Origin of the sequence: Methylobacterium guangdongense (assembly GCF_038442355.1) — a bacterium.
GTDB lineage: Bacteria > Pseudomonadota > Alphaproteobacteria > Rhizobiales > Beijerinckiaceae > Methylobacterium > Methylobacterium guangdongense.
On record NZ_JBBXMX010000008.1, the window covers coordinates 118,238 to 143,380 of the forward strand.

25 protein-coding genes are annotated in these 25,143 nt (G+C 71.2%); 9 read left to right on the plus strand and 16 right to left on the minus strand.

Features of this window, described 5'->3' with window-relative positions:
- The first annotated feature begins 6 nt into the window (after positions 1–6).
- Both AAHG09_RS16725 and AAHG09_RS16730 read left to right on the plus strand, forming a co-directional pair.
- Positions 7–1,335 carry a UDP-glucose dehydrogenase family protein gene (locus AAHG09_RS16725; protein ID WP_342108579.1) on the plus strand — a complete coding sequence of 443 codons (1,329 nt, stop codon included), beginning with the start codon at positions 7–9 and terminating at the stop codon, positions 1,333–1,335.
- A gap of 45 nt (positions 1,336–1,380) precedes the next feature.
- Positions 1,381–2,328, plus strand: coding sequence for a UDP-glucuronic acid decarboxylase family protein (locus AAHG09_RS16730; protein ID WP_342108580.1), 948 nt, complete (start codon positions 1,381–1,383; stop codon positions 2,326–2,328).
- Between the two features lie 103 nt (positions 2,329–2,431).
- Here the strand turns inward: AAHG09_RS16730 and AAHG09_RS16735 are convergent, their stop codons facing one another.
- On the minus strand, positions 2,432–3,139 hold the full coding sequence (locus AAHG09_RS16735) for a YggS family pyridoxal phosphate-dependent enzyme (protein WP_342108742.1): 708 nt from the start codon (positions 3,137–3,139) through the stop codon (positions 2,432–2,434).
- A gap of 221 nt (positions 3,140–3,360) precedes the next feature.
- On the opposite strand from AAHG09_RS16735, the gene leuS reads away from it, so the two are divergent.
- Both leuS and AAHG09_RS16745 read left to right on the plus strand, forming a co-directional pair.
- A complete protein-coding gene (leuS, locus tag AAHG09_RS16740) occupies positions 3,361–5,943 on the plus strand; it encodes a leucine--tRNA ligase (protein WP_342108581.1) in 2,583 nt (860 codons plus the stop codon).
- Between the two features lie 271 nt (positions 5,944–6,214).
- The gene (locus AAHG09_RS16745) at positions 6,215–6,412 is read left to right on the plus strand and encodes a DUF2283 domain-containing protein (RefSeq protein ID WP_342108582.1); all 198 of its coding nucleotides are present in this window, start codon (positions 6,215–6,217) and stop codon (positions 6,410–6,412) included.
- A 6-nt stretch (positions 6,413–6,418) separates the two neighbouring features.
- On the opposite strand, the gene AAHG09_RS16750 is transcribed toward AAHG09_RS16745, so the two are convergent.
- The 3 genes from AAHG09_RS16750 to AAHG09_RS16760 are packed head-to-tail and all read right to left on the minus strand — an operon-like array spanning position 6,419 to position 8,924.
- Positions 6,419–7,204 (minus strand): ABC transporter substrate-binding protein, encoded by a 786-nt coding sequence (locus AAHG09_RS16750; protein WP_342108583.1) that lies wholly within the window; start codon positions 7,202–7,204, stop codon positions 6,419–6,421.
- Entirely contained in the window at positions 7,204–7,962 is a 759-nt protein-coding gene (locus AAHG09_RS16755) for a TerC family protein (protein WP_342108584.1), read from the minus strand. The genes AAHG09_RS16750 and AAHG09_RS16755 overlap by 1 nt, the downstream gene beginning before the upstream one ends.
- On the minus strand, positions 7,959–8,924 hold the full coding sequence (locus AAHG09_RS16760; protein ID WP_342108585.1) for a lipid kinase: 966 nt from the start codon (positions 8,922–8,924) through the stop codon (positions 7,959–7,961). Before AAHG09_RS16760 ends, AAHG09_RS16755 begins: the two co-directional genes overlap by 4 nt.
- Positions 8,925–9,218: 294 nt before the next feature.
- On the opposite strand from AAHG09_RS16760, the gene AAHG09_RS16765 reads away from it, so the two are divergent.
- From AAHG09_RS16765 to AAHG09_RS16775, 3 genes are all read left to right on the plus strand, one after another.
- Positions 9,219–10,121 carry a hypothetical protein gene (locus AAHG09_RS16765; protein WP_342108586.1) on the plus strand — a complete coding sequence of 301 codons (903 nt, stop codon included), beginning with the start codon at positions 9,219–9,221 and terminating at the stop codon, positions 10,119–10,121.
- 148 nt (positions 10,122–10,269) lie between these two features.
- A complete protein-coding gene (locus AAHG09_RS16770; RefSeq protein ID WP_342108587.1) occupies positions 10,270–11,538 on the plus strand; it encodes a nuclease in 1,269 nt (422 codons plus the stop codon).
- Positions 11,539–11,540: 2 nt separating this feature from the next.
- Entirely contained in the window at positions 11,541–12,581 is a 1,041-nt protein-coding gene (locus AAHG09_RS16775; protein ID WP_342108588.1) for an aldose epimerase family protein, read from the plus strand.
- Positions 12,582–12,624: 43 nt separating this feature from the next.
- Here AAHG09_RS16775 and AAHG09_RS16780 read toward each other — a convergent pair whose 3' ends face one another.
- From AAHG09_RS16780 to AAHG09_RS16805, 6 genes are all read right to left on the minus strand, one after another.
- Entirely contained in the window at positions 12,625–13,365 is a 741-nt protein-coding gene (locus AAHG09_RS16780; protein WP_342108589.1) for an NADH dehydrogenase ubiquinone Fe-S protein 4, read from the minus strand.
- Positions 13,366–13,490: 125 nt separating this feature from the next.
- Positions 13,491–13,835, minus strand: a complete 345-nt coding sequence (locus AAHG09_RS16785) for a hypothetical protein (RefSeq protein WP_342108590.1) — start codon at positions 13,833–13,835, stop codon at positions 13,491–13,493.
- 14 nt (positions 13,836–13,849) lie between these two features.
- A complete protein-coding gene (locus AAHG09_RS16790; protein ID WP_342108591.1) occupies positions 13,850–14,278 on the minus strand; it encodes a hypothetical protein in 429 nt (142 codons plus the stop codon).
- A 115-nt stretch (positions 14,279–14,393) separates the two neighbouring features.
- Complete coding sequence (locus AAHG09_RS16795) at positions 14,394–14,930, minus strand: Hsp20/alpha crystallin family protein (protein ID WP_342108592.1); 537 nt, start codon at positions 14,928–14,930, stop codon at positions 14,394–14,396.
- Positions 14,931–15,068: 138 nt separating this feature from the next.
- Positions 15,069–15,557: an Hsp20 family protein gene (locus tag AAHG09_RS16800; protein ID WP_342108593.1), complete on the minus strand. Its 489-nt coding sequence runs from the start codon at positions 15,555–15,557 to the stop codon at positions 15,069–15,071.
- A 501-nt stretch (positions 15,558–16,058) separates the two neighbouring features.
- A complete protein-coding gene (locus tag AAHG09_RS16805; protein ID WP_342108743.1) occupies positions 16,059–18,710 on the minus strand; it encodes a DNA translocase FtsK in 2,652 nt (883 codons plus the stop codon).
- A 168-nt stretch (positions 18,711–18,878) separates the two neighbouring features.
- Here AAHG09_RS16805 and mtnA point away from each other — a divergent pair, with 168 nt between their 5' ends.
- On the plus strand, positions 18,879–19,982 hold the full coding sequence (gene mtnA / locus AAHG09_RS16810; RefSeq protein WP_342108594.1) for an S-methyl-5-thioribose-1-phosphate isomerase: 1,104 nt from the start codon (positions 18,879–18,881) through the stop codon (positions 19,980–19,982).
- A 6-nt stretch (positions 19,983–19,988) separates the two neighbouring features.
- Here mtnA and AAHG09_RS16815 read toward each other — a convergent pair whose 3' ends face one another.
- The 6 genes from AAHG09_RS16815 to pth are packed head-to-tail and all read right to left on the minus strand — an operon-like array spanning position 19,989 to position 24,535.
- Positions 19,989–21,032 carry an aldo/keto reductase gene (locus tag AAHG09_RS16815; protein ID WP_342108595.1) on the minus strand — a complete coding sequence of 348 codons (1,044 nt, stop codon included), beginning with the start codon at positions 21,030–21,032 and terminating at the stop codon, positions 19,989–19,991.
- 58 nt (positions 21,033–21,090) lie between these two features.
- On the minus strand, positions 21,091–22,080 hold the full coding sequence (locus tag AAHG09_RS16820; protein ID WP_342108596.1) for a MaoC/PaaZ C-terminal domain-containing protein: 990 nt from the start codon (positions 22,078–22,080) through the stop codon (positions 21,091–21,093).
- Positions 22,081–22,101: 21 nt separating this feature from the next.
- Complete coding sequence (gene ychF, locus AAHG09_RS16825) at positions 22,102–23,199, minus strand: redox-regulated ATPase YchF (RefSeq protein ID WP_342108597.1); 1,098 nt, start codon at positions 23,197–23,199, stop codon at positions 22,102–22,104.
- 9 nt (positions 23,200–23,208) lie between these two features.
- The gene (locus AAHG09_RS16830; RefSeq protein ID WP_342108598.1) at positions 23,209–23,658 is read right to left on the minus strand and encodes a PIN domain-containing protein; all 450 of its coding nucleotides are present in this window, start codon (positions 23,656–23,658) and stop codon (positions 23,209–23,211) included.
- Positions 23,648–23,881 (minus strand): hypothetical protein, encoded by a 234-nt coding sequence (locus tag AAHG09_RS16835; protein ID WP_342108599.1) that lies wholly within the window; start codon positions 23,879–23,881, stop codon positions 23,648–23,650. The genes AAHG09_RS16830 and AAHG09_RS16835 overlap by 11 nt, the downstream gene beginning before the upstream one ends.
- A 45-nt stretch (positions 23,882–23,926) precedes the next feature.
- Positions 23,927–24,535: an aminoacyl-tRNA hydrolase gene (pth, locus tag AAHG09_RS16840; RefSeq protein WP_342108600.1), complete on the minus strand. Its 609-nt coding sequence runs from the start codon at positions 24,533–24,535 to the stop codon at positions 23,927–23,929.
- 271 nt (positions 24,536–24,806) lie between these two features.
- On the opposite strand from pth, the gene AAHG09_RS16845 reads away from it, so the two are divergent.
- The gene (locus AAHG09_RS16845; RefSeq protein WP_342108601.1) at positions 24,807–25,034 is read left to right on the plus strand and encodes a hypothetical protein; all 228 of its coding nucleotides are present in this window, start codon (positions 24,807–24,809) and stop codon (positions 25,032–25,034) included.
- The last annotated feature ends 109 nt before the right edge of the window (positions 25,035–25,143 follow it).

Here is a 25,143-nt window from a genome sequence, read left to right on the forward strand (position 1 = left end):
GAACGCATGCGTCTCGCCGTGATCGGATCGGGCTATGTCGGTCTGGTGACCGGGGTTTGCCTCGCGGATTTCGGCCATTCGGTCGTCTGCGTCGACAAGGATCCCGCGAAGATCGCGGCCCTCAACGCGGGCCGGATGCCGATCTACGAGCCGGGCCTGAGCGACCTCGTCGCCGAGAACGTCGCCCAAGGCCGGCTGGCCTTCGTGACGGAACTCGGCCCGGTGGTGGCGCAGGCGGAGGCCGTCTTCATCGCGGTCGGCACGCCCTCGCGCCGCGGGGACGGCTTCGCCGACATGACCTATGTCCGCGAGGCCGCGCAGGAGATCGGCCGATCCTTGAAGGGCTTCACCGTCATCGTGACCAAGTCCACCGTCCCGGTGGGGGAGGGCGATGTGGTCGAGCGGATCGTGCGCGAGATCGCCCCCGGGGCGGATTTCGCCGTGGTGTCGAACCCGGAATTCCTGCGCGAGGGCGCCGCCATCTCCGATTTCAAGCGGCCCGACCGGATCGTCATCGGCGTGGACGATCCCCGCGCCGAGGCGGTGATGCGCGAGATCTACCGCCCCCTGTACCTCAACGCGGCGCCGATCCTCGTGATGGGGCGGCGGACGGCCGAACTGACCAAGTATGCCGCCAACGCGTTCCTGGCGACCAAGATCACATTCATCAACGAGATCGCCGAACTGTGCGAGTCCGTCGGCGCGGACGTGCAGGCCGTGGCGCGGGGGATCGGCCTCGACGGACGGATCGGGTCGAAATTCCTCCACGCGGGTCCGGGCTACGGCGGATCCTGCTTCCCGAAGGACACCCTGGCGCTGGTGAAGACCGCGCAGGACCACGAGGTGCCGCTGCGGATCGTCGAGACCGTGGTGGCGGTCAACGACAGCCGCAAGCGCGCGATGGCCCGCAAGGTGATCCGCGCCTGCGGCGGGTCGGTGCGGGGCAAGACGGTGGCCATGCTCGGCCTTACCTTCAAGCCGGATACCGACGACATGCGCGAGGCCCCGTCGCTGGCGATCGCCACCGGCCTCCAGGACGCGGGGGCGAAGGTGCGCGCCTACGATCCGGAGGGCCTGGAACAGGCCCGCCCGCTGATGCCGGGCGTGGACTTCGCCGCCGACGCCTATGCCTGCGCGGAGGGCGCCGACGCGGTGGTGATCGTGACCGAGTGGAATGCCTTCCGGGCCCTCGATCTCGCCCGGCTGCGCGCGATCATGGCAACACCGGTCCTGATCGATTTACGGAACATCTACGAACCGGAAACGGCGCGTCGCCACGGGTTTTGCTACACGAGTGTCGGTCGACCGGGGGACGGTCCGGCCCTCAGCGCGTGAGGCAGCCGCACCCGGACGGGGCGTTGGGCGGAGGAGGGCTCGGGATTGCGCTACGACGATACGAAGAAGATCCTTGTGACGGGCGGTGCCGGCTTCCTCGGCTCGCACCTCTGCGAGCGGCTGCTCGCCGACGGCCACGAAGTCCTGTGCGTCGACAACTTCTACACGGGCACGCGGCGCAACATCGCGCATCTGCTGGGCAATCCGCGCTTCGAGATCCTGCGCCACGACGTGACGTTCCCGCTCTACGTCGAGGTCGACGAGATCTACAACCTCGCCTGTCCGGCCTCCCCGGTGCATTACCAGTTCGATCCGGTCCAGACGACGAAGACGAGCGTCATCGGCGCGATCAACATGCTGGGCTTGGCCAAGCGCCTGCGCATCAAGGTGTTCCAGGCCTCCACGTCGGAGGTCTACGGCGACCCGGAGGTGCATCCGCAGGTCGAGGAATACGTCGGCCACGTCAATCCGATCGGCTTCCGCTCGTGCTACGACGAGGGCAAGCGCTGCGCGGAGACCCTGTTCTTCGATTACCGGCGCCAGCACAACCTGCCGATCAAGGTCGTGCGCATCTTCAACACCTACGGCCCGCGCATGCACCCGAACGACGGCCGCGTCGTGTCGAACCTGATCATGCAGGCGCTCCGGGGCGACGAGATCACGCTCTACGGCGACGGGGAGCAGACGCGCTCGTTCTGCTACGTGAGCGACCTGATCGAGGGCTTCGTCCGCCTGATGGACAGCGGGCCGGAGGTGACGGGACCGATCAACATCGGCAATCCGAACGAGTTCACCATCCGGGATCTCGCCCACATGGTGATCGAGCTGACGGATTCGCGCTCGCGGATCACCCATCGTCCCCTGCCGCCGGACGATCCGCGGCAGCGCCGGCCCGATATCGGGAAGGCGAAGGCCCTCCTGGATTGGGAGCCGACCGTGCAGCTCCGCGAGGGCCTGGAGCGGACGATCGCGTATTTCCGCACGACGCTTTAGGGCGGATCGGACAAGGACGGGTTCCCCAAGGGCGAGCCCTTGGGCGGGTTCTTAGGGCAGAGCCCTGAGAGCGGACGAAGTCCGGCAACGGGGCCGGGCGCCGCTACCCTTTCGGCTTGCGCGCCCCGAAAATGGCGGTCCCGACCCGGACATGGGTGGCGCCGAGCTGGATCGCCGCCGGGAAGTCAGCGCTCATGCCCATGGAGAGGATCGGCAGGTTGTGCTCCTTGGCGAGCCGGGCCAGCAGCGCGAAATGGGCCGAGGGCGGGTCCTCCGCCGGGGGGATGCACATCAACCCCTGGATCGCCAGCCCGTGCGTGTCGCGGCACGCGGCGAGCAGGGGGGCGAGCTGGTCCGGCAGGACGCCGCCCTTCTGCGGCTCGGCGCCGGTATTGACCTGAACCAGCAGCTTCGGGGTCCGGCCGGACCGGTGAATCTCCTTGGCGAGCGCGGCGGCGAGCGACAGCCGGTCCAGGGCGTGGATCACGTCGAACAAGGCCACCGCCTCGCGGGCCTTGTTGGATTGCAGCGGCCCGACGAGGTGCAGCTCCACATCCCGATAACGGCCGCGCAAAGCCGGCCATTTGGCCGTGGATTCCTGCACGTAGTTCTCGCCGAACACCCGCTGCCCCGCCTCGAGCGCCGGCAGGATGCCCTCGGCCGGCACGGTCTTGGAGATGGCCACGAGCTGGACCCCGGCCGGATCGCGCGCGTTGTCCTCGGCCGCCTGGGCGATGGCCGCCCGCACCTCGGCGAGGCCGGCCGCCACGTCGGCCTGCCCGACCGGAGGTTTTTCCGTTCGGTGCCCCATCCCGTCCGCCGCGGGGGCTTCCGAATCGGTGGTCGCGTCGTCCATCACGTGCCTGTCCTGTCGCTGCCGGGCGCCGGTCCGGACCTATGCGCTCGCGCGCCCCGCGCAAGCCCGAATCGCGCGCCGCGTTGACCGGCTCCGGCGCAGATATGCTATCGCGGCGCGACTGTGCCGTCGTCAGTCCGCAGACTTGCCGACGCGCCCCTGACCCCGCCGGATCCATGACCAGCAGCACCGCCCAACCCGTCGAGCGTTACAACGCCAAGGATGCCGAGCCGCGCTGGCAGGAGGCCTGGGCCGAGCAGCGCCTGTTCGAGACCGACAATTCCGATTCGCGCCCGAAATACTACGTGCTGGAGATGTTCCCCTACCCGTCGGGGCGCATCCACATGGGCCATGTCCGCAACTACGCGATGGGCGACGTGGTGGCCCGCTACAAGCGCGCCCGCGGCTTCAACGTGCTGCACCCGATGGGCTGGGACGCCTTCGGGTTGCCGGCCGAGAACGCCGCCATGGAGCGCAAGGTCAACCCGCGGGACTGGACCTACGCCAACATCGCCTCCATGCGCGACCAGCTGAAGGCCATGGGCCTGTCGCTCGACTGGAGCCGGGAGATCGCGACCTGCGATCCCGACTACTACAAGCACCAGCAGCGCATGTTCCTGGACTTCCTGGGCAAGGGCCTCGTCACCCGCCGCACCGCCAAGGTGAACTGGGACCCGGTGGACCACACGGTCCTGGCCAACGAGCAGGTGATCGACGGGCGCGGCTGGCGCTCCGGCGCGCTGGTGGAGAGCCGCGAGCTGACCCAGTGGTTCTTCAAGATCACCGATTTCGCCGAGGATCTGCTGACCGCCCTCGACGGGCTGGACCGCTGGCCGGAAAAAGTCCGGCTGATGCAGAAGAACTGGATCGGCCGCTCGGAGGGGCTGGAGGTCCGGTTCGCCCTGGCCCGGCCGGTGGCGGGCACCGCCGATTCAGTGACCGTCTACACGACCCGGCCCGACACGCTGTTCGGCGCCAAGTTCCTGGCGATCGCCGCGGACCATCCCCTCGCCGCCGCTCTGGCCGCGGACCGGCCGGACCTGCAGACCTTCATCGAGGAGTGCCGCCGCACCGGCACCGCGCAGGCCGCGATCGACACCGCCGAGAAGCACGGCTTCGACACCGGCCTCACCGTGCGCCATCCCCTCGACCCGTCCTGGGAGCTGCCGGTCTACGTGGCGAATTTCGTGCTGATGGAATACGGCACCGGCGCGGTGTTCGGCTGCCCGGCGCACGACCAGCGCGACCTCGATTTCGCCAACAAGTACGGGCTCGGCAACACGCCGGTGGTCTGCCCGGAGGGGCAGGACCCGGCGAGCTTCGTGATCACCGACACCGCCTATGTCGAGGACGGGCGGATGATCCATTCCCGCTTCCTCGACGGGCTGAGCACGGACGAAGCCTTCGAGGCCGTGGCCCGGCGGCTCGAAGGGGAGGGGGTCGCGACCCGCAAGGTGCAGTTCCGCCTGCGCGACTGGGGCGTCTCGCGCCAGCGCTACTGGGGCTGCCCGATCCCGATCATCCACTGCGAGTCCTGCGGCCCGGTGGCCGTGCCGGTGGCCGACCTGCCGGTGAAGCTCCCCGAGGAGGTCTCCTTCGACCAGCCCGGCAACCCGCTGGAGCGCGACACCGCGTGGCGGAACGTCCCGTGCCCGCAATGCGGCGCCCCGGCCCGGCGCGAGACCGACACGATGGACACCTTCGTCGACTCGTCCTGGTACTACGCCCGCTTCACCGCTCCCTGGCTCGCCGACGCCCCGACGGACCGCGCCGTGGTCGATCACTGGCTGGCGGTGGACCAGTATATCGGCGGCATCGAGCACGCGATCCTGCATCTACTCTACGCCCGGTTCTTCATGCGGGCGATGCGCGAGACCGGCTGGGCCGGGGTCGCGGAGCCCTTCGCCGGCCTGTTCACGCAGGGCATGGTGGTCCACGAGACCTACAAAGATTCCGCCGGCGCCTGGGTGCCCCCGGCCGAGATCCGCTTCGCCACCGAAGAGGGCGAGCGCCGCGCGTTTCACGTGAAAACTCAGGCGCCGATCGCGATCGGCCCGATCGAGAAGATGTCGAAGTCGAAGAAGAACGTGGTCGACCCCGACGACATCATCGCGAGCTACGGGGCCGACACGGCGCGCTGGTTCATGCTGTCCGATTCGCCGCCCGAGCGCGACGTGATCTGGACCGAGGAGGGCGTGCAGGGCGCGGCGCGGTTCGTCCAGAAGGTCTGGCGGCTGGTGAACGCCGCCGGGCAGGCGACCGGCGACGGCGCGGCGGACCTCGCCCTGCGCAAGGCCGCCCACCGGGCGCTGGCCTCGGTGCAGGACGATATCGAGCGCCTGCGCTTCAACCGCTGCGTGGCCCACATCTACACCCTGGCCAACGCCTTGGAGGACGGGTTGCGCGGCCCGGTCTCGCCGGCAGCCGCCGAGGAGGCGGCCGGGATCCTGGTGCAGCTCATCGCCCCGATGATGCCGCATCTGGCGGAGGCGTGCTGGGCGGTTCTGGGCCGCCCGGGGCTCGTCGCGCAGGCGCCCTGGCCGGAGGCGGAGGCCGGTCTTCTGGTCGAGGACGAGATCACCCTGCCGGTCCAGATCAACGGCAAGAAGCGGGCGGATGTCACCGTGAAGCGAGACGCCGACGCCAAGGCCGTGGAGGCCGCGGCCCTGGCGCTGGAGGCGGTCCAGACGATCCTGGAAGGGCGGGCGCCTCGCAAGGTGATCGTGGTGCCGGGGCGGATCGTGAATCTGGTGGTGTGAGGCGTCGGGCGGCCCGATCCCGCCCGCGATCAATCCCACCCACCCCCTCATCCTGAGGTGCTGCGCAGCAGCCTCGAAGGAGGCTCCAGGGATCGCGCGGCCGGCTGGAGGGCTCCTTCGAGGCCTCCGCTACGCTCCGGCACCTCAAGATGAGGGAGCGGATGGGATAAGCGGACTGAAGGCGATGATAGCCGTGCTGCCTACGTAATAGTGCTGGGGTCGCCGGGGACCATCATCACGCTCTTCCTCGATCGTGGCTGGAGGCGCAAACATGAAAGTCAGATACGATCCGGAAGCTGACGCCCTCTACCTGCGCTTGGCCGATACGTCGATCAGCGAGAGTGAGGAGGTGCGTCCCGGTATCATCCTCGATTTCGATGCGGAGGGCCGCGTCGTCGCCATCGAGATCCTAGACACCAAGGCGCATCTCTCGGCCGGTGTGGACCTCGCGCGTTTAAGCGCGGCGTAAGGCCAGTTAAGGCGCCGCCAGCCCCGGATCCTGCCCGCTGACCTCCAGGCCGCGGCGCACGAGACCGTCGCGCTTGGCCTGCGCCAGGAAGTCAGCGAGGTAGGCGGCCCCCGCCGGGCGGCCGACCGGCAGGCCCATCGCCTGCGGGATCTCCATGAAGTGCCCCGGCAGCAGCCGCACCTCCGGATGCGCCGCCGCGTAGACGGCCAGCGGCTGCGCCACCCCGGCCGCCGCCTCCAGCCCGTCCTGCGCAAAGGCCGTGATCGCCTCGGCGGAGGTCGGCGCCCGCACCAGGGTCGCGTGTTTGAGGCTCCGGCTCAGAAAGAGGTCGTAGGCACTGCCGCGCCCCACCGAGACCCGCACGCCGTCGCGGTCGACCGCCTCCGGGGACCGGATCGGGGACGACTCGGGCACGAGGTAGCTGCCGGCGATCAGCACGTAGGGGGCCGTGAAGGCGATGCCCTCGGCCCGCTTCGGGTCGATCGCCAGGAAGCAGATGTCCCAGGTGCCTGACCCCGCCGAGCCCGAGACTGCACCGGCCCCCGGGAAGGTCACGAACGCCACGGGCACGCCGAGCCGTGCGGCGAGCGCCCGGGCGAGATCCACCGAGACCCCCGCCGGGCCGCCCGGACCCGCCTGCGCCAGCACCGGGTTGCCGAGGTTGATCGCCGCCCGGAGCGTGCCGGTGGGGGCGAGGTCGTGCAGGACCGCTGGATCGGGAACCACGGGCTTCGTCTCCGCGTGCGCGAGCGCCGGGGCGAGAAGCCAGCAGAGCGCCGCGAGGATCCGCATCAGGCCCGCTCCACGCGGCCGGGCACCGCCCCTTGAGCGCCCCGCCGCCGCCGCCGGGCCAGCATGTTGAGGCCCTCCACGCCCGCCGAGAACGCCATGGCGGTGTAGATGTAACCCTTCGGCACGTGCGCCCCGAAGCCCTCGGCGATCAGCACCATGCCGATCATGATCAGGAAGCCGAGCGCCAGCATCACCACGGTGGGGTTGCGGGCGATGAAGGCCGAGAGCGGCTCCGCGGCGATCAGCATCACCGCCACCGCGATGATCACCGCCACCATCATCACCGGCACGTGCTCGGTCATGCCGACCGCCGTGATGATCGAGTCGATCGAGAACACGAGGTCGAGGAGCAGGATCTGGCCGATCGCCGCGCCGAAGCCCAGGCTGCCGCCGGCCTCCTGGGTCTCCGGATCGGGATCCACGCTGTGGTGAATCTCCTTGGTGGCCTTCCAGAGCAGGAACAGGCCGCCGCCGATCAGGATCAGGTCGCGCCAGGAGAAATCCTGGCCGAACATCGAGAAGACCGGCTCGGTCAGGTGGACGATGAACGCCACCGTGCCGAGGAGACCGAGGCGCAGGATCAGCGCCAGCCCGATGCCGATGCGCCGGGCCCGGGTCTGCTGCTCGGCCGGCAGCTTGTTGGTCAGGATCGAGATGAAGATCAGGTTGTCGACACCGAGCACCACCTCCATCACCACGAGGGTGGCGAGGGCGGCCCAGACGGCGGGCTGGCTGGCGAGCTGGATCAGGTCGGTCACGGGTCAGGTGCCTCGCTGGTCGGGAACAGGCGGCTGCCGAGGGAACTGCCCAGCGCTGCCAGGTCGAACGAACTCGGGCCCCGCACCGGCTCCGGCGCGAAGACCTGCAGGATCTTCGGGACAACCTTGAAATGGGCGGGCGTGTGCGTGGTCAATTCGCCGTCGGTGTTCACCGGACGGGGTCGGCGGGTCGAGATCCGCAGGTTCTGGGTTTCGAAGGCGCGCACGTCGGCGGCCCGTCCGTGCGTGCCCCGCCGGAGGGCGGGCAGCAGCGCGATCAGCCGCCACCAATGGTTGATCTCCAGGCTGTAGAAATCGAGCTTGCCGTCATCCACGGCGGCGCGCTCCGCCACCGTCATGCCGCCGCCGTAGTGCCGGCCGTTGCCCACCGAGACCTGGATGGTGGTGACCTTCTCGACCACGCCGTCGTGCTCGATCGTGACCGTGAACGGCCGGACCCGGCGCAGCACCCGGATCGCCGCCACCGCGTAGCCCAGCACGCCGAACGTCTTCTTCGATTCCGCCGTCAGCTCGCCCGCGAGTTCCGCCGAGAAGCCGATGCTCGCCACGTTGAAATAGTAGTGCCCGTTGACCCAGCCGAGATCCACCGGCCGCGCCTGCGCGGTCGGGATGAAGCGGGCCGCCTCCAGGGGATCGAGCGGCAGGTTGAGGGAGCGGGCGAGGTCGTTGGCGGTGCCGAGCGGCAGGATCGCGAGCGGCAGGCCGGTCTCCACCAGGGCCGGGGCCGCGAAGTTCATGGTGCCGTCGCCGCCGCCGAGGATCACGAGATCGACCGCGCCGGCTTGGCTGCGGATCTCGTCGCGGCAATCGGCGTCCGGCGGCGGCTCCACGGGCTCGATGCCGCCCGCGCGCAGAATGCGTCGGACCTCGTCGAGGTCGAGGCCGCCATTGCGGGCCTTGGCGTTGCAGATCAGCAGGGCCCGGCGCTGTACGTCGCTCATCGGGGGCTCCCGGATCGCGGGGTCGGGCAGGCCTCGGTTTCAGGTCGGACCACGGGACCCTCGGTGCGCAGTGGGGGAGCGGGCGGAACGGAACCCGGGAACAGCCAAAGCCAAGGCTGTCCCCGACTTGGTACCCAAACGCACGAACGCAACCCCATCATCCCCGCAATCCAGGGCTGGTCGCCGCCGCAGGATCAGGCAGGATGTCAGCCGCACCCGAGCCCCGCGTGGAACTCCCCACCCGTGCGGGCGCGTTCTCTCCAGATGTCCGCCCCGGCCGCCAGGAAGGCACCGATGTCCGCCACCCGCCCCGTCCGCCCGCAAACGCTCGCCCTCGGCCTGCTCCTGCCCCTCGCCCTCGCGGGCACCGCCGCGGCCCAGCAGCCGGCTGCGGGGAGCCGGGGCGGCTGGGTCGACCCGCCGTCGCGGGCCGCCGCGCCCACCGCCGGGGCCGCGAAGGAGACGATGAAAGAGCCGATGAAGGCCGCGGTTCCCCAGAACCAGGAGACGGTCGCCGCGAAGGCCCAGCCCGAGGCGCCGCGTGAGGCAGCCCCGGTCCGTCAGGCCGCCAAGCCGGAACCGGGTGAGGATGCCCTGCCGAAGGCCTCCGCGACGCGGGCGCCGGGTCCGAAGCGGGCGGCCGCCCTGGAGCGTCCGGCCGGGCGGGACAGCCTGCGCCACCGGGAACACCGCGAAGCCCGGCACGAAATCCACCGCCCGCACCGCCTCGCCGAGACGCCGGCCTCGGTCGCCCCGGCCCCGGCGGCTTCCGCCGAGCGCGCCGCCGCCGCCCGGGCGCTGACGGCGAGCTACCTCGCCACCGTCTCGGGGCCCGACGACACCATGGTGGGGGCGGCGACCCGGTACTACGCATCGCGCGTGCGCTTCTACGGCCGGCCGATCACCACGGCGGGGCTCGTCGCCGAGAAGCGCAGCTTCGTGCAGCGCTGGCCCGAGCGGCGCTACGAGCCGCGGGCGATGCGCACCGCCTGCGATGCCGAGACCTGTACGATCCGCACGCTGGTGGATTTCCGGACCGCCAATCCGGGGCGGGGCGCCGTCTCCAGCGGCGAGGCCGAGCTGATCCTGGAGGTGGGCTTTGCCGGCACGCGCCCCTACATCCTGGGTGAGACCGGCCGTGTCCTGCGGCGGAGCATCCAGGCCGGGACCCTGGCCGCCTCGCCCGGCAAGGCGTAAGGAGCCTCGCGCCGTCGTCCCCCTGCGCCGCGTGCGGCGGATGGCCGGGGGGACGAATCCCGGCGATCGAACGTTGTGTGAGGCGCTCCCGCGCGGGCCCGGGCAGGCAGGCTCCGGGCTGCGCCTGGGTGGTGCCGGGATCGGGTGAATGACGTCTTCAACATCGGTGGGGCAACAGGAGGCGGAACCGTCCCGTCCGGCCCTCGACGATCCCGGCCGCCACGCCCTGCGCGCGGCGATCCGGGATGTGCTCGCCCAGGCCCGCCCGCGCCCCGTGGCGGTGCGGACCCTCGAACTCCTGGCCGAGGCCGCCTGCGTGCCCGACGCGGGCGGGACCGGCATCCGGGTGCTCGACCGGCAGGGCGCCGTGCGTCTCCGGGACGACTCCGACGCGCCGATGGATCTGGCGGATCTCGTCGCGGACCTGCGCGCGCGGCATCCCGCCCTGTTCCTGCCCCCCGAACCCGAGGTCGAGCCGGACCCGCCCGTCGCCGACGAGGCCCGGGAATCCGCGCTGCTGAGCGGTGCCTACGAGATGAAGGCCGCCACCGCGCGCTTCGTCGGCACGCAGTCCGAGCGGGCGCGCTCCCTGGCGGAACGCTCCTCCGAGCAGGGGCGGGTCATGGCCCAGAACGCCGCCGGCCGGTTCGCGACGTTGCGGACGCACCTGCGCGACCGGTTCGCCCGCCCGACCGAGGCGGGGGGCGGGACGGCCCCTGGAGCGGTCTCCGGAGGGGATCCGGCCACGGCCTGGAACAGCGGGCCCGGCCGGTTCGGAGAGTCGCTCCGGGACGGTCTGAGCCGCCTGCGCGACCGGTTCGGTGCCGGCGGTGTCGCGGATGAGGGAACCCAGCGGCAGCGCCGCCTGCTCCTGGGCGCAGCCGCCGGCACCCTGGCGGCGGTGATCGTCGCCGGGCTTGTCCTGCAGGCCAGCGGTCCCGACGCACCGCGCCGCGCCGCTCCGGCGACACCCCGGACGGAGGCTCCGAACGGCACCGCGCCGAACGCCGCAGCCCCGAGCGCACCATCCGCCGCGCCCGATACGGTCACGCCGCCCCCCGAGACGGCCGGCGATCCCGAGCCCGACACGCCGCTGCCGCCGAACGCGGTGGCGGGGCAGGCCCAGGTGATCGACACCGCCACCCTCAAGGTCGGCGGCAAGGTGGTGCACCTGTTCGGCGTCGAATGGGTACGGGGCGGCCAGGCGGAGGAGCTGGCCCGCTACATCGGCAGCCGGCCGGTGACCTGCCAGCCCGCCCCCGGCAGCGCCACCATGAACTGCCTCGTGGACGGGCGCGACCTCTCCGAGGTGGTGCTGTTCAACGGCGGCGGCCGCGCCTCCCCGGAGGCGAGCCCCGAACTGGTCGCGGCCGAGGATCACGCCCGGAGCGAGCGGCTCGGCGTGTGGAAGCGCTAGGCGTGCCGGCCGAATTCTTCGGACGGACCGCCGAGGGTCATCCGGTCGCCCGACACCTCTTGAGCCGGGGCGCCTTGAGCGTCGCGATCATCGAGTTCGGCGCCGCCGTCACGGCGATCGCGGTGCCCGACCGGGACGGCCGCGTGGCCAACGTGGTCCTCGGCCTCGCGACGCTCGCGGGCTACGAGACCGTGAGCCCGAGCTTCGGCGCGATCGTCGGCCGCTACGCCAACCGCATCGCGAACGGGCGCTTCAGCCTCGACGGACACAGCTACCAGCTGCCGGTGAACGAGGGGCCCAATACCCTGCACGGCGGCCCGAAGAATTTCGGCACGCAGCTGTGGCGGGCCGAATCCTCGGAGGCGACGCGCCTCGTCCTGACCCGCCGCTCGCCGGACGGGGAGGAGGGGTTTCCGGGCAATCTCGACGTCCGCGTCACCTACAGCCTGCCGGCAGACGGCGTGCTGCGCATCGACTTTGCCGCCGTCACCGACCGGCCCACGATCCTGAACCTCACCAACCACAGCTACTTCAACCTCGCCGGGGAGGGGGCCGGCAGCGTCCTCGGCCACGCGGTGCAGGTCGAGGCCGACGCCTTCGCGCCGACGGACGCGACCCAGATCCCGACCGGCGTATTGCAATCGGTCGCCGGGACGCCGTTCGATTTCCGCACTCCCCGGACCCTGGAGGAGCGGATCCGCACCGGGGATCCGCAGCTCGCTTACGCCAAGGGCTACGACCACACCTTCGCGCTGCGCGGCCCCGCCGGGACCCTGCGGCCGGCGGCGACCTGCATCGATCCCGGCAGCGGGCGCCGGCTCGACGTCCGGACCACGCAGCCGGCGTTGCAGCTCTACAGCGGCAACAACCTCGATGGCACGCTGATCGGCCCGTCGGGCCGGATCTACCGCTCCGGCGACGGGGTCTGCTTCGAGACGCAAGCCTTCCCCGACGCCCCGAACCACCCGAATTTCCCCTCCGCGGTGCTGCGGCCGGGCGAGACCTTTGCAGCCGCCACGGAGTTCCGGTTCTCGGTGGTATGAGGCCTCGCTGGCCGCTTCGATCCGGCTGCAGAAGCCCCTGGCCTCATGCGGCCATGCGATCGGGCTCCCATGATTCGAGATCCCCTGACACGGGCACCGCGGCGGCCGGCGCGGCCGGGTGGGGGTGCCACGTCTCGCCAAGCGCCAGCAACGCGGTTTTCACGGCGTCGAGCTGCGACGGCTCGCCCTCGGCCATGCCCTCGGCGGCCGCCACCTCCTTCAGGTGCTCGTCCCAGGCCCAGCGCCGCAGGATCTCCCGCTTGCAGCCGGGCAGCAGCCGGGGATGGTCGAGCACGTGCCTGGGCGTGGCGAACACCGCCGCGGGGTTGACCAACGCGCGGTCCAGATCCGGGAGCGCGGGCGCAGTCCTGCGGCCCCCCGAAGAACGCCGGACCGGCGGGTACGGGGGCCGCGGCCGCGGGCCGGGCCGCCAGGACGGGATCGTCGGCTTGACCGGCGTCGGCCCGGTGACCCCGGTCTCGGGCTCGGCCGTGTAGGCCAGCCCCTGGCGCTCGGCATAGGCGATCGCCTGCGCCCGGGTGGGGAAGACGAGCTGGATCTGTGTGGCGAGGGGATCGTCGCCCGCCGTCCAGCCCATCAGGGGCTCGATCTCGGGCGGCGTCTCGCGCTCGACAGTGAGGAGCCACGTCCCCGTCCGGGCGCGGCCCGCTGTGTCGACCGGGCGCCCGCGGCGCCGGATCCGGGCCGTGCGGCCGGCGAGCCAGCGCGGCGGCACCGCCACGGGCGGGGTGTTGTGGCCGATTCCGATCGTCCGTTCCTCCATGGTGACCTCCCGATAGATCTCGGCATTTCAATCGGGATCGGAGCGCCGGGGCCCCGATCCCGCCGCGTCCCGGGGGGCCTGTGGCACCCGCCGGGACGCGGCGCATGGGCCTCCCTCACTGCGGGTCAGGCCCCGAGGAGCCCGAGCCGCGCGGCCGCCTGGACGCCAAAGCTCGCCGCGAAGGACAGCAGCGCGGCGTCCCAGGCCGTCAGGGTCGGGGACGCGGCAGGCTCGACGCCCCGGACCAGGGCGATGCCGAGCCACGCGAAGCCCGACAGGCTCAGGAGCCCGGCCGCGACCCAGGGGAGGGCGGCGGGCGGGCAGGGCGCCGCCAGGGCGAGGCACATCACGGCGGTCAGCAGCCAGCTGACCAGCACGGATTCGGTGGCCGCGCCCGCGGGGTCGCGGGCGCGGTGCCGCCGCCGGCGCCAGAGGTCGCTCCGGTGATTCCTCAGGTCGAACGTCGTCATGGTTCCCTCCCGGCTCAGTTCAGGACGGAGCCCGGCGCGCCCCGCCCGCGGTTCCAGCGGCGGGTGAAGGCTGCCGGGAACAGCGGCCGGCGCGGTGCGGCGGGTTCCGGAGACGCCGCGTCGAGGGCCTGGAGCGCCTCCAGGATCTCATCGATCGGCACGGGCTCGGCCCGGCAGCCCGGCAGGCAGCGCAGGGTCGGGCAGGACTCGACCGCCCGGGCGTCGGAGGCCCAGGAGGCCAGCACCGCCCGCTTCTCGGCCTGGGACAGGCCCGGATAGGACAGCACCTCGTGGGGGTGCCGGAAGACGTCGCCCGGGGCCACGAAGGCCTCGAACGGGTCGACCGCCGGTGGCCGGAGATGGGCCGACGCCACCGGGCCCAGATGATCGATACCGGTCTCGACCGGACCGGCCTTATGGGAATGGGTGTCGATCTGCTGCATGAAACCCTCCTCGGAATCCTCCGCGTGCGGGTAAGGGCGGGGGCGGCCGGCGCGCCCTGTCGATGCGCGCCGGCCGCCAGGTCATGCGGTCCGTCTCACGGCAGTCCGGCGGCGCTCAGTGCTTGGCCGCCGACGCGCCGCTGCCGTTGATCGCGATGCGGCGCCGACGCTCCGGCGCATCGGCCGAGCGCGGCAGCGTCACGGTCAGCACGCCGTTGCGGAAGGTCGCCTCGGCCTTGTCCTCCTGCACCGCGAAGGGCAGGGCGATCGACCGCTCGAAGCGGCCGTAGCTGCGCTCGGAATAGCCGCGCTTCGTGTCGGTGGTCTCGGCGCGCTTCTCGCCCTTCAGGGTGAGCACGCCGTCCTCGATCAGGAGCTCGACATCCTTCTCCTCCAGGCCGGGCAGCTCGGCGGAGACGCGCAGGGCGCCGCCATCCGCCTCCACCACCTCGACGTTCGGCCAGCCGAAGCTCCGGACCGCCGGATTCGCGCCCGCCAGGCTCGGCACGCCGAACCCGTTGAAGACATCGTCGAACAGGCGGTTCACCTCCCGGTGCAGCGCCAGGAACGGGCTCGTCGGCTCGTTCGACAGGCTGGCCGGCGCCGGGGCGCTGGTGCTGCGGTTCCAGGGAATCAGATCTCTCACGCTCATGGTCCAATCTCCTTCGCAAGACGTGTCGTTGCGGGAGCGGGCCCCCGGGTCCGGGGACCCGCAAGAGAGTGTCGTCTGAGACAGCGTCCGCCGGCCCCGGCGGAGCGCGGGCCGGCGGATGCGGGATCAGGCCGCCAATCAGGCTGCCTTGGCCTCGCGTTCGCGGCTGATCTGCGCCGGTGCGTTGTCCTGGCCGGAGATCGCCGAAACGCCGCCGATCGCGATGCGGCGGGGCTTCAGGGCCTCCGGCACCTCGCGCTTCAGCGCGACGGTGAGCAGGCCGTTCTCCAGGCTCGCACCCACCACCTTCACGTGCTCGGCGAGATTGAACGTCTGCCGGAAGGTCCGGGCCGCGATGCCGCGGTGGAGATAGTGCTTCTCGCCCTCCTGGGCGGCCTTCTGGCCGGCGACCAGGAGCGTGGTGTCCTGCTGGGTCAGCTCGATCTCGTCGGCCGTGAAGCCCGCCACCGCCATGGTGATGCGGTACTGGTCGTCGGCGACCTTCTCGATGTTGTAGGGCGGCCAAGCCGTGGACGGCTCGACCCGCTCGGCCTGATTGAGCAGATCCAACAGGCGGTCGAACCCGACGGACGACCGGAACAGGGGCGAAACGTCGTACGTCCTCATAACCACATCCTCCACTGAGCAACGTGACTACAAGCGACGCCGGACACCTGGTCCGGCGCCCTCACGCGAGCCCGTTTCGGGCCTCGCACGCGCGTAACGTGCGGATGGCTGGCGGGTTCCACAAGGCGACGAAATTTTTTGTGGCCTGGGCGGAGAGGTCCAAATTAAACGATCGGACGCGCGCGTCTCCCGACCCCGCAGAGGCTACGCGATCGCACATCAGGAGTGGCGACGCAGGCTCAGGACCCAGCGCGGGTCCCCTCTCCCGTGCGGGAGAGGGACAGGGTGAGGGTTGAGAACTGTCCGGAGGAATCTCGGCCTGGATGCGCGTGCACGGCGCGATCAATTTTGTGGGTTCTCGTCCCTCACCCCAACCCTCTCCCGCACGGGAGAGGGGGCGGGTTGTGCTCCGTGATAAACGCCGGTGTCCAACGAAGATCTGAAAGAATCGCAGCCTGCATAGGGGAGGGGGGTGTCGCGGACACGAACTGCCCCCGCTCCTCAGACGACCGCGTCCTCCACCAGGATCTCGCGCTTGCCGGCGTGATTGGCCGGGCCGACGATGCCCTCGACCTCCATCCGCTCCATGATCGAGGCGGCGCGGTTGTAGCCGATCTGAAGCCGGCGCTGGATGTAGCTGGTCGAAGCCTTCTGGTCGCGCAGCACCACCTGCACGGCCTGCTCGTAGAGGTCGCCGCCGGCCTCGCCGAACGAGCCCTGGTCGAACACCGCGCCGTCGAGTTCGAGTTCCGCCGCGCCGGCCTTGCCCTTGGCGCCCTTCTCGGGCGCGCCGTCCTCGTCATCCGCCGTGACGGCGTCGAGATAGGCGGGCCGGCCCTGGCGCTTCAGGTGCGCCACCACGGTCTCGACCTCGCTGTCCGAGCAGAACGGCCCGTGCACCCGCGTCGTGCGCCCGCCCCCGGCCATGAACAGCATGTCGCCCTGGCCCAGAAGCTGCTCCGCGCCCATCTCGCCGAGAATGGTCCGCGAGTCGATCTTGCTCGTCACCTGGAAGCTGATCCGGGTCGGGAAGTTCGCCTTGATGGTGCCGGTGATCACGTCCACCGACGGGCGCTGCGTGGCCATGATCAGGTGGATGCCCGCCGCCCGCGCCATCTGGGCGAGCCGCTGGATCGCCCCCTCGATGTCCTTGCCGGCCACCATCATCAGGTCGGCCATCTCGTCGACCACGATCACGATGTACGGCAGAGGCGCGAGGTCCATCGCCTCGTCCTCGTAGATCGCCTCGCCGGTGTGGCGGTCGAAGCCGGTCTGGACGGTCCGGGTCAGCACCTCGCCGCGCTCGGCCGCCTCGGCGACGCGGGCGTTGTAGCCGTCGATGTTCCGGACGGCGATCTTGGCCATCTTCTTGTAGCGCTCCTCCATCTCGCGCACCGCCCACTTGAGGGCGATCACCGCCTTCTTGGGATCCGTCACCACGGGGGAGAGGAGGTGCGGGATGCCGTCATAGACCGACAGCTCCAGCATCTTGGGATCGACCATGATCAGGCGGCATTCCTCCGGCTTCAACCGGTAGAGCAGGCTGAGGATCATGGTGTTGATCGCCACCGACTTGCCCGAGCCGGTGGTGCCGGCCACCAGCAGGTGCGGCATGCGGGCGAGGTCGGCGATGATCGGCTCGCCGCCGATGTTCTTGCCCAGACACAGGGCGAGCTTGTGCTTGCTCTCGGCGAAATCCGTCGAGGCCAGCAGCTCGCGCAAGTACACCGTCTCGCGCTTGGCGTTCGGCAGCTCGATGCCGATGGCGTTCCGGCCGGGCACGACGGCGACGCGGGCCGAGACCGCCGACATCGACCGGGCGATGTCGTCGGCCAGCGCGATCACCCGGCTGGACTTGGTGCCGGGGGCGGGCTCCAGCTCGTAGAGTGTGACGACCGGGCCGGGCCGCACCGCCAGAATGTCGCCGCGCACGCCGAAATCGCCGAGCGTCGCCTCCAGCAGGGTGGCGTTCTGCTCCAGGGCATCGGCCGAGATCAGGCTCGCCTGGGACGGGCCGCGCGGCGCCGCCAGCAGGTCGAGAGCCGGCAAAGCGTAATCCTCGGGCCGGAGCGGGGGCGCCGGCGCGCGGCGGGCCGGCACCGGCGCGGCGGCCGGCGGGGCGACCCGGGAGGCGGTCGGCTCGGGCTGGGGCGGCTGGGGACGCTGCGGCGCGCGGGGAGGCTGCGGGCGCTGCGCCGGCTCGAACCCGTCCTCGTGCGGCATCGCTGCGGCGTCGGGCTCGTCCTCGGCGAGGGGCGCATCCGTCGCGTCGAAGACGGGCTCGCGCCGGCCCGGCCCGGGCTGGGCGCCACCGGGCAGATGGTCGGCCCAGGGCAGGTCCGCATCCGTGAACGCGCGCCGGGCCGCGAGGGCCGGCGAGGCGCCGTCGAAGGGCTCGGCCCGGCCGGCGCGCCATCCGGCGATCCGGTCGGCCAGAGCGAGGCGCAGCCGCATCAGGCCCTGCGCCAGGGCGCCGACGCCGACGAGGCCGAGGCCCGGCTCGTCGGCGTCCTCGCGCTCGTCGCGGCGCCGGACCGGGGCGGACCGCACGGGATAGGGTTCGTCGTGGAACGAATCCTCCTCGACCGCGCCGAAGCGGCACGCCCCGGTGAGGCTGAGGATCGCCACCGCGGCATAGCCGAACCCGACGAGATGGGCGGCGGCCGACGAGACCGCCCCGACGATCACCCGGGCCATCGACAGCAGCCCGTCGCCCGCCACGCCCCCGAGGCCGGTGGGCAGCGGCCAGCGGGTCGTCGGCGGCAGGGCGCTCGCCACCGCGCTCGCCGCGCAGAAGCCGATGATCCAGAGCGCGATGCGCATGCCGCCGTCGGGCAGCTCGCGCTCGCGCATCAGCCGCACGCCCCAGAGGGCCGGGGGCAGCACGAAGGCGAGCGAGCCGAGGCCGAGGATCTGCATGCAGAGATCGGCCAGCACGGCGCCGGGCTGGCCGAGCACGTTGTGGGCGGCATGGTCGGTGGCGTGGTTCAGGCTCGGGTCGTCGATCGACCACGTGGCCAGAGCCACGGTCAGCGCGACCGCGCCGGTGAACAGCACGAGCCCGCCGAGCTCCGTCAGGCGCTTGCCCAGGAACGGGCGGACGCTGTCGACGAAGGTATCGTAGGGCGATGCGGGACGGCGAAGCGAGCGCATGCGGGACCGGACGCGGAACGGGAACTTACCCCTGAGGCTAGGCATGGGCGCCTTAACGAGCCGCTAAGGTTGAGGAAGCCTGACCGGCCGCCGGCCGCGCGTCCCCAGGCCGCGTCCGCCCCGCGCCGGAGGGTGCAAACCGCGTCCCGCTGTGGCACAGGAACGGCCATGAACATCGACGGCCAGCCCTACCGCACGATCTTCCCGGACCCCGATGGGGTGAGCGTCCAGGTGATCGACCAGACGCGCCTGCCCTTCGCGTTCGAGCTGAAGCGCCTCGCCACGCTGGACGACGCCGCCGTGGCGATCCGCACCATGGTGGTGCGCGGCGCGCCCCTGATCGGGGTCACCGCAGCCTACGGGCTCGCGCTCGCCATGCGGGCGGATGCCTCCCAGGACGGGCTCGACCGGGCGGTGGCCACGCTGGCCGCCACGCGGCCGACCGCGGTCAACCTGCGCTGGGCGCTGGACCGGGTCGCCGCGAACCTGCGGCAGGTGGCGCCCGACGCGCGCTTCGCCCACGCCTTCGCGGAGGCGGGCCGCATCGCCGAGGAGGATGTCGCGAGCTGCCGGGCGATCGGCGCCCATGGCGGCCGGATCATCGCCGACCTGCACAAGGCCAAGGGCGGCGACAGGCCCGTCACCGTGCTGACCCATTGCAATGCCGGCTGGCTCGCCGCGGTGGATTGGGGCACGGCGCTGGCGCCGGTCTACGCGGCCCACGCGCAGGGCGTGCCGGTCCACGTGCTGGTCGACGAGACGAGGCCCCGCAGCCAGGGGGCGGCGCTGACCGCCTTCGAGCTGAACGGCCACGGCGTGCCCCACACGGTGATCGCCGACAATGCCGGCGGCCACCTGATGCAGCACGGGCAGGTCGACCTGTGCATCGTCGGCTCGGACCGGACCACGGCGCGGGGCGACGTCTGTAACAAGATCGGCACCTACCTGAAGGCGCTCGCCGCCCACGACACCGGCGTGCCGTTCTACGCGGCGCTGCCGTTCTCGACGATCGACTGGACGCTGCAGGACGGCGTGAAGGAAATCCCGATCGAGGAGCGCGACGGGCGCGAGGTCACCCACATGACCGGGCGGCTGCCTGACGGCGGCTTCGCCACGATCGAGGTGGTCTCGCCCGGCAGCCCCGTGGCCAACCCGGCCTTCGACGTGACGCCGGCGCGGCTGGTGACCGGGATCATCACCGAGCGCGGCGTGTGCGACGCGACCGCGGAGGGGCTGTACGGGCTGTATCCGGAGCGACGCAAGGTGGCGTGAGCCGCCTCACCGCACCCCGGGCCGGCCCGATTCCGCGAGCTGCTGCGCCCGGGCGCCCTGGCGCTCGAACATCCAGCCCGGATACTCGGCCGGCAGCGCGCTCACCGCGTCCAGGGTGTCGAGCTCGTCGCCGGTGAGGCTGAGCTCGGTCGCCGCGATGTTGTCCTCGAGCTGGTCGAGGCGCTTGGCGCCGACGATGACGCTGGTCACCGCCTTGCGGTGCAGGAGCCACGCGAGCGCCACCTGGGCCACCGAGACCCCGCGCGCCTCCGCCACGGTCCGCATCGCGTCGATGCAGGCCTCGGCCCGGGGCCGGTCGACCGGCGGGAAGTCGAAGCTCGCGCGCCGGCCCTCTCCGGAGCCGTCGGCATACTTGCCGCTGAGCAGGCCGCCGGCGAGCGGGCTCCAGACCAGGAGGCCGAGCCCCTCGGAGCGCAGCATCGGGACGATCTCCCGCTCCAGGTCGCGGCCGGCGATGGAGTAGTAGGCCTGCAGGGTCTCGAAGCGGGCGAGCCCGGCCCGCTCGCTGATCCCCAGCGCCTTGACGATCTGCCACGCGGCCCAGTTCGAGACGCCGACATAGCGCACGTGGCCGTGCTGCACGAGGATGTCGAGGGCGCGCACCTGCTCCTCGATCGGCGTCGCCGGGTCGAAGCCGTGAATCTGGTAGAGGTCGATGTGGTCGAGCTGGAGCCGCTTGAGGCTCGCCTTGCAGGCGTCGATCAGGTGCAGGCGCGAGGCACCCTTCGCGTTGGCGCCCGGGCCCGTCGGTCCGTAGCCCTTGGTGGCGACGACCACGCTGTCGCGCGGGACCTTGAGGTCGCGCAGGGCCTGTCCGGTGATCGTCTCGGAGAGCCCTTCCGCGTAGACATCGGCCGTGTCGATGAAGTTGATCCCGGCCTCGATCGCCCGTCCGACGAGGCGCCCGGCCTCCGCCTGGTCGAGGGCGCCGATCTGACGCCACATCCCGGCACCGCCCCCGAAGGTCATGGTGCCGAGGCAGAGTTCCGAGACGAACAGCCCCGTGTTGCCGAGCTTCTTCTGGTACATGCGCGTCCGATCCGATCCCGCTCCGACGCGACAACGCGCGAAGTGCGGCGCGGTGCGCTCAGGGCTCCCAGCGGTGAAACACGGCGCTGTCGAAGGCGAAGACCGGCTCGCCGCGCTGGTTCACCCCGGTGTTGCGGGCGAAGGCCAGCCCCCAGCCGGGCCGTGAGGCCGAGGCGCGCTTGTCGGTGAGCTTGGCGCTGAACCGCACCGTATCGCCCGCGTAGACGGGCTTGAGCCAGCGCAGGTTCTTGAACCCGGGGGAGGGGCCCGCCTCCGGCACGGGTCCGCGGGCGGCCGTGTAGGCCTCGTCGCGGGCGCGGGTGGTGAGCAGCCGGTTCATGTAGGCGGCGGCGGTGTGCCAGCCTGAGGCGCACAAACCCCCGAAATGGCTGCGCTTGGCGGCCTCGGGGTCGAGGTGGAAGGCCTGCGGGTCGTAGGCCCGCGCGAACGCGACGATCGCCGCGGCGCTGAACGGGTAGGGGCCAAGGTCGCGGGTCGAGCCGATCTCGGCATCCCGCAGGAACGGCAGGATCTCGGCATCCTCCGGCTCCGTCACGGGTCCGGGCTCGCCGAGCACGACGGGCCGTGGCGGCAGGGGATCGGTGCCGCGCCGGGCCAGCATGAAGGTGAAGCGCTGGGTCAGCACCGTCTCACCGCGCTGGTTGCCGAGGGCGACCTCCGCGGTGACGAAGCCGAGCCCCGGCTTCGAGGCCGAATCCCGCAGGCCGAGCACCCGGAAGGTCAGCGTCAGGGCATCGTTCGGCAGCACCGGCGCGAGCCAGCGCAATTCGTCGATCCCCGGCGCGCCGAGCGACGAGCCGCCCCGGAACGGCCCCTGCTGGAGCAGCCGCATGCCGAGCGCCGCCGTATGCCAGCCCGAGCCGATCAGGCGGCCCGCGAAGGTCCCCTCGGCCGCCGCCTCGTCGAGGTGGAAGGGCTGGAAGTCGAACGCCTGCGCGTAGCCCACGATGGCGTCGCGGGTCACCGTCAGCGGCTCGCCGACGATCACGTCGCCGACGGAGAAATCTTCGAGGGCGGGATCGGGCATGGCGGGCGCGTCCAGGGAGGATCAGTTGGCGAAGCGGAAATGCAGCACGTCGCCGTCCTGCACCACGTAGTCCTTGCCCTCGAGCCGCAGCTTGCCAGCATCCCGGGCCCCGGACTCGCCGTTGAGCGTCGTGTAGTCCTTGAACGCGATGGTCTCGGCCCGGATGAAGCCCTTCTCGAAATCCGAGTGGATCACGCCCGCCGCCCCCGGGGCGCGGGTGCCCTTGGTGATCGTCCAGGCGCGGGCCTCCTTGGGGCCGACCGTGAAGTAGGTGACGAGGCCGAGGAGATCGTAGCCGGCGCGGATCACCCGGTTAAGGCCGGGCTCGGCGAGCCCCACCGCCTCCAGGAACTCGGCCTGGTCGGCCTCCGGCATCACGGCGATCTCGCTCTCGATCTTGGCCGAGACCACCACCGCCACGGCGCCCTCCGCCTTGGCGCGGGCGAAGACCGCGTCCGAATAGCTGTTGCCCTTGTCGGCGTCGCCCTCGTCGACGTTGCAGACGTAGAGGACGGGCTTGGCCGTCATCAGGCCGAGCGACTGGAACAGCTTCTCCTCGTCGGGCTTGCGCTCCACGAGGCGGGCGGGCTTGCCCTCGCGCAGGAGCGGGAGCGCCCGGTTGACCAGGTCGAGGCTCTCCTTGGCCTCCTTGTCGGAGCCCTTGGCCTTCTTCTCCAGGGCCACGGCCCGGCGCTCCAGGCTGTCGAGGTCGGCGAGCATCAGCTCGGTCTCGATCGTCTCGATATCGGCGGCCGGATCGACCTTGCCCTCCACGTGGGTGACGTCGCCGTCCGTGAAGCAGCGGACCACGTGGGCGATGGCGTCGACCTCGCGGATATTGGCCAGGAACTGGTTGCCCAGGCCCTCACCCTTGGAGGCGCCGCGCACGAGGCCGGCGATGTCCACGAAGGTCAGCCGCGTCGGGATGATCTCCTTCGACGACGCGATCCGGGCGAGATCCGTCAGCCGCGGGTCCGGCACCGCCACCTCGCCGACATTCGGCTCGATGGTGCAGAACGGGTAATTGGCCGCCTGGGCCGCCGCCGTCTGCGTCAGCGCGTTGAAGAGGGTCGACTTGCCGACGTTCGGCAGGCCGACGATGCCGCATTTGAAGCCCATGGATCGGTCCTAGTGTTCGGTCACGACGGCCTCGGGGCCGACCATGAAGGGGTTGAGGATGGTGGTGCCGCGGACCGTGCGGTCGTGCTGGTAATCCTCCGAGAGAAGATAACGGCACCCGGCGCGCATCGCAGCGGCGAGAATGATGCAATCCCACCACTGGAAGGCGGTCTCGGTCCGGATCGACCAAGCTCGCGTGATGAGTTCGAGATCCGTCGCGCCCTGGGAGAAGGGTTGCAACTCCAGTGTCATCCGCCGCATCTCCGCGCTGTCGACGGCGACCTTCCCGCGCAGGACCGCATTGTGGATCTCGCCGAGCACCTGCGGGCTCACGACCAAGGCCTCGCGGGCCGCGAGCGTCGCCAGCCAATGCGTGGCCGTCCGTTGCTTGTCCGGAAAACGATCGTCGCGGGCATACAGGAAGACGTTCGTATCGACGAAGACCAGATCAGTCGTCATCGTACAGCTGGTCTCGGGTCGGAGCCTTGCCGTTCTCGTCCAGAACGTGGAGGGGCGGTCCGGCCAGGAAGCGCTCGAGCGCCTCAAGCTGCGTGAGTGGCCGGCCGACCCGCTGCTCGACCGCCTCGGCGATGAAGCGCGACAGGCTCTTGCCGTCGCGCGCGGCCGCAACCCGCGCCCGCTGAAGCAGGGCCTCGTTCATCGTCACGGTGACGTTCTTCATGGCGGCCTCCGGGGCCGATCCATATCGTGTCCCCGTGTTTTCGTGTCAATTTTTCGCGCCCAGCGTCTTCACGTCGTCCCAGCCGCGGCCCGCCATGGCGAGGTGGACCTTGTTCTGGAAGCTCGCATCCTCGCCCGCCGCCAGCAGCGCGGCGTGGTCGGCCACGGCCCGGCCGATATCCTCGACCCAGGGCTGCTCGGCCTTGCCGAAATCGTTGAGCACGTACGCGTGCACCAGCGCCTTGTCGCCGGGATGGCCGATGCCGAGCCGGACCCGGCGATACTCGTTGCCGCATTGCGCCGTGATCGAGCGCAGCCCGTTATGGCCGGCATTGCCGCCGCCGAGCTTCACCCGCAGCTTGGCGGGGGCGAGGTCGAGCTCGTCGTGGAGCACGATCACGTCGCCGAGCGGGATCTTGTAGAAGCGCTGCGCCTCCGAGACCGCACGGCCCGACTCGTTCATGAAGGTCGAGGGCTTCAGGAGGATCGCCCGCTCGGTGCCGAGAACCACCTCGGCGGCCTCGCCCTGGAAGCGGTGGCGGAACGGGCTCGCCCGGTGCTGACGGGCGATCGCGTCGACGGCCAGGAAGCCGATATTGTGCCGGTTGCCCGCATAGCGCGCGCCCGGATTTCCGAGGCCGACGATCAACTTCATGTCCAAGGCTTCCGGCAGGATCCGTTCGGCGCGGTCTGTGGCATGCTTCCGCGCAGACCGCACCCCCGGTCCGCATATCGGCCCCGTGCGCCAGCACACAGCAGCATTCGAACGCGAGGCCGAGTATTCCGGTTGTGAAGTCACAGTCGGCCAAGCCAAGCCGAGCGATCAAGACCGCTGGTCCGTTCATCACGGCGACGATCTTCCTCACCCGACACGATGGGCCGGATGACATCCCACTGAAGTCAACCGAACACGTTCGGAGATCATCATGACGATCCGCATGCTCGCCGCCGCCGCCCTGGTCGCCGCGGTTGCCACGCCGGCCCTCGCGCAGGGCCTGGATTCGCGGCATTCCCCCTATCCCGCCTCGGCCTATTCGGGCTGGATCGGCAACGCCCCGGTGGCGCAGGCCCCCGCGGCCAGCGGCGGGCCCCTCGCCTACCGCTACGCCGGCCCGCATGCCGGCGGCCCGGCGAACGCCCTGCCGCGGTATTGAGGCGAACAGGATCCGGGTTTTCAAAGGGCTGAAGCCCTTTGGCGGGTTGTCAGGGCGGAGCCCTGACTGCCTTCGGGCGCAGCCCGACACCAGGGCTCTGCCCTGGACC

Bases quoted from the DNA above. Each gene is read 5' to 3' on its own strand.
- pth (WP_342108600.1), bottom strand. From the start codon at position 24,535: ATGAAGTTGATCGTCGGCCTCGGAAATCCGGGCGCGCGCTATGCGGGC.
- AAHG09_RS16830 (WP_342108598.1), bottom strand. From the start codon at position 23,658: ATGACGACTGATCTGGTCTTCGTCGATACGAACGTCTTCCTGTATGCC.
- AAHG09_RS16735 (WP_342108742.1), bottom strand. From the start codon at position 3,139: ATGGGGCACCGAACGGAAAAACCTCCGGTCGGGCAGGCCGACGTGGCG.
- AAHG09_RS16785 (WP_342108590.1), bottom strand. From the start codon at position 13,835: ATGACGACGTTCGACCTGAGGAATCACCGGAGCGACCTCTGGCGCCGG.
- AAHG09_RS16750 (WP_342108583.1), bottom strand. From the start codon at position 7,204: ATGCGGATCCTCGCGGCGCTCTGCTGGCTTCTCGCCCCGGCGCTCGCG.
- AAHG09_RS16805 (WP_342108743.1), bottom strand. From the start codon at position 18,710: ATGCGCTCGCTTCGCCGTCCCGCATCGCCCTACGATACCTTCGTCGAC.
- AAHG09_RS16760 (WP_342108585.1), bottom strand. From the start codon at position 8,924: ATGAGCGACGTACAGCGCCGGGCCCTGCTGATCTGCAACGCCAAGGCC.
- AAHG09_RS16815 (WP_342108595.1), bottom strand. From the start codon at position 21,032: ATGTACCAGAAGAAGCTCGGCAACACGGGGCTGTTCGTCTCGGAACTC.
- AAHG09_RS16780 (WP_342108589.1), bottom strand. From the start codon at position 13,365: ATGGAGGAACGGACGATCGGAATCGGCCACAACACCCCGCCCGTGGCG.
- AAHG09_RS16745 (WP_342108582.1), top strand. From the start codon at position 6,215: ATGAAAGTCAGATACGATCCGGAAGCTGACGCCCTCTACCTGCGCTTG.
- ychF (WP_342108597.1), bottom strand. From the start codon at position 23,199: ATGGGCTTCAAATGCGGCATCGTCGGCCTGCCGAACGTCGGCAAGTCG.
- AAHG09_RS16835 (WP_342108599.1), bottom strand. From the start codon at position 23,881: ATGAAGAACGTCACCGTGACGATGAACGAGGCCCTGCTTCAGCGGGCG.
- leuS (WP_342108581.1), top strand. From the start codon at position 3,361: ATGACCAGCAGCACCGCCCAACCCGTCGAGCGTTACAACGCCAAGGAT.
- AAHG09_RS16820 (WP_342108596.1), bottom strand. From the start codon at position 22,080: ATGCCCGATCCCGCCCTCGAAGATTTCTCCGTCGGCGACGTGATCGTC.
- AAHG09_RS16795 (WP_342108592.1), bottom strand. From the start codon at position 14,930: ATGAGCGTGAGAGATCTGATTCCCTGGAACCGCAGCACCAGCGCCCCG.
- AAHG09_RS16770 (WP_342108587.1), top strand. From the start codon at position 10,270: ATGACGTCTTCAACATCGGTGGGGCAACAGGAGGCGGAACCGTCCCGT.
- AAHG09_RS16790 (WP_342108591.1), bottom strand. From the start codon at position 14,278: ATGCAGCAGATCGACACCCATTCCCATAAGGCCGGTCCGGTCGAGACC.
- AAHG09_RS16725 (WP_342108579.1), top strand. From the start codon at position 7: ATGCGTCTCGCCGTGATCGGATCGGGCTATGTCGGTCTGGTGACCGGG.
- mtnA (WP_342108594.1), top strand. From the start codon at position 18,879: ATGAACATCGACGGCCAGCCCTACCGCACGATCTTCCCGGACCCCGAT.
- AAHG09_RS16800 (WP_342108593.1), bottom strand. From the start codon at position 15,557: ATGAGGACGTACGACGTTTCGCCCCTGTTCCGGTCGTCCGTCGGGTTC.
- AAHG09_RS16765 (WP_342108586.1), top strand. From the start codon at position 9,219: ATGTCCGCCACCCGCCCCGTCCGCCCGCAAACGCTCGCCCTCGGCCTG.
- AAHG09_RS16845 (WP_342108601.1), top strand. From the start codon at position 24,807: ATGACGATCCGCATGCTCGCCGCCGCCGCCCTGGTCGCCGCGGTTGCC.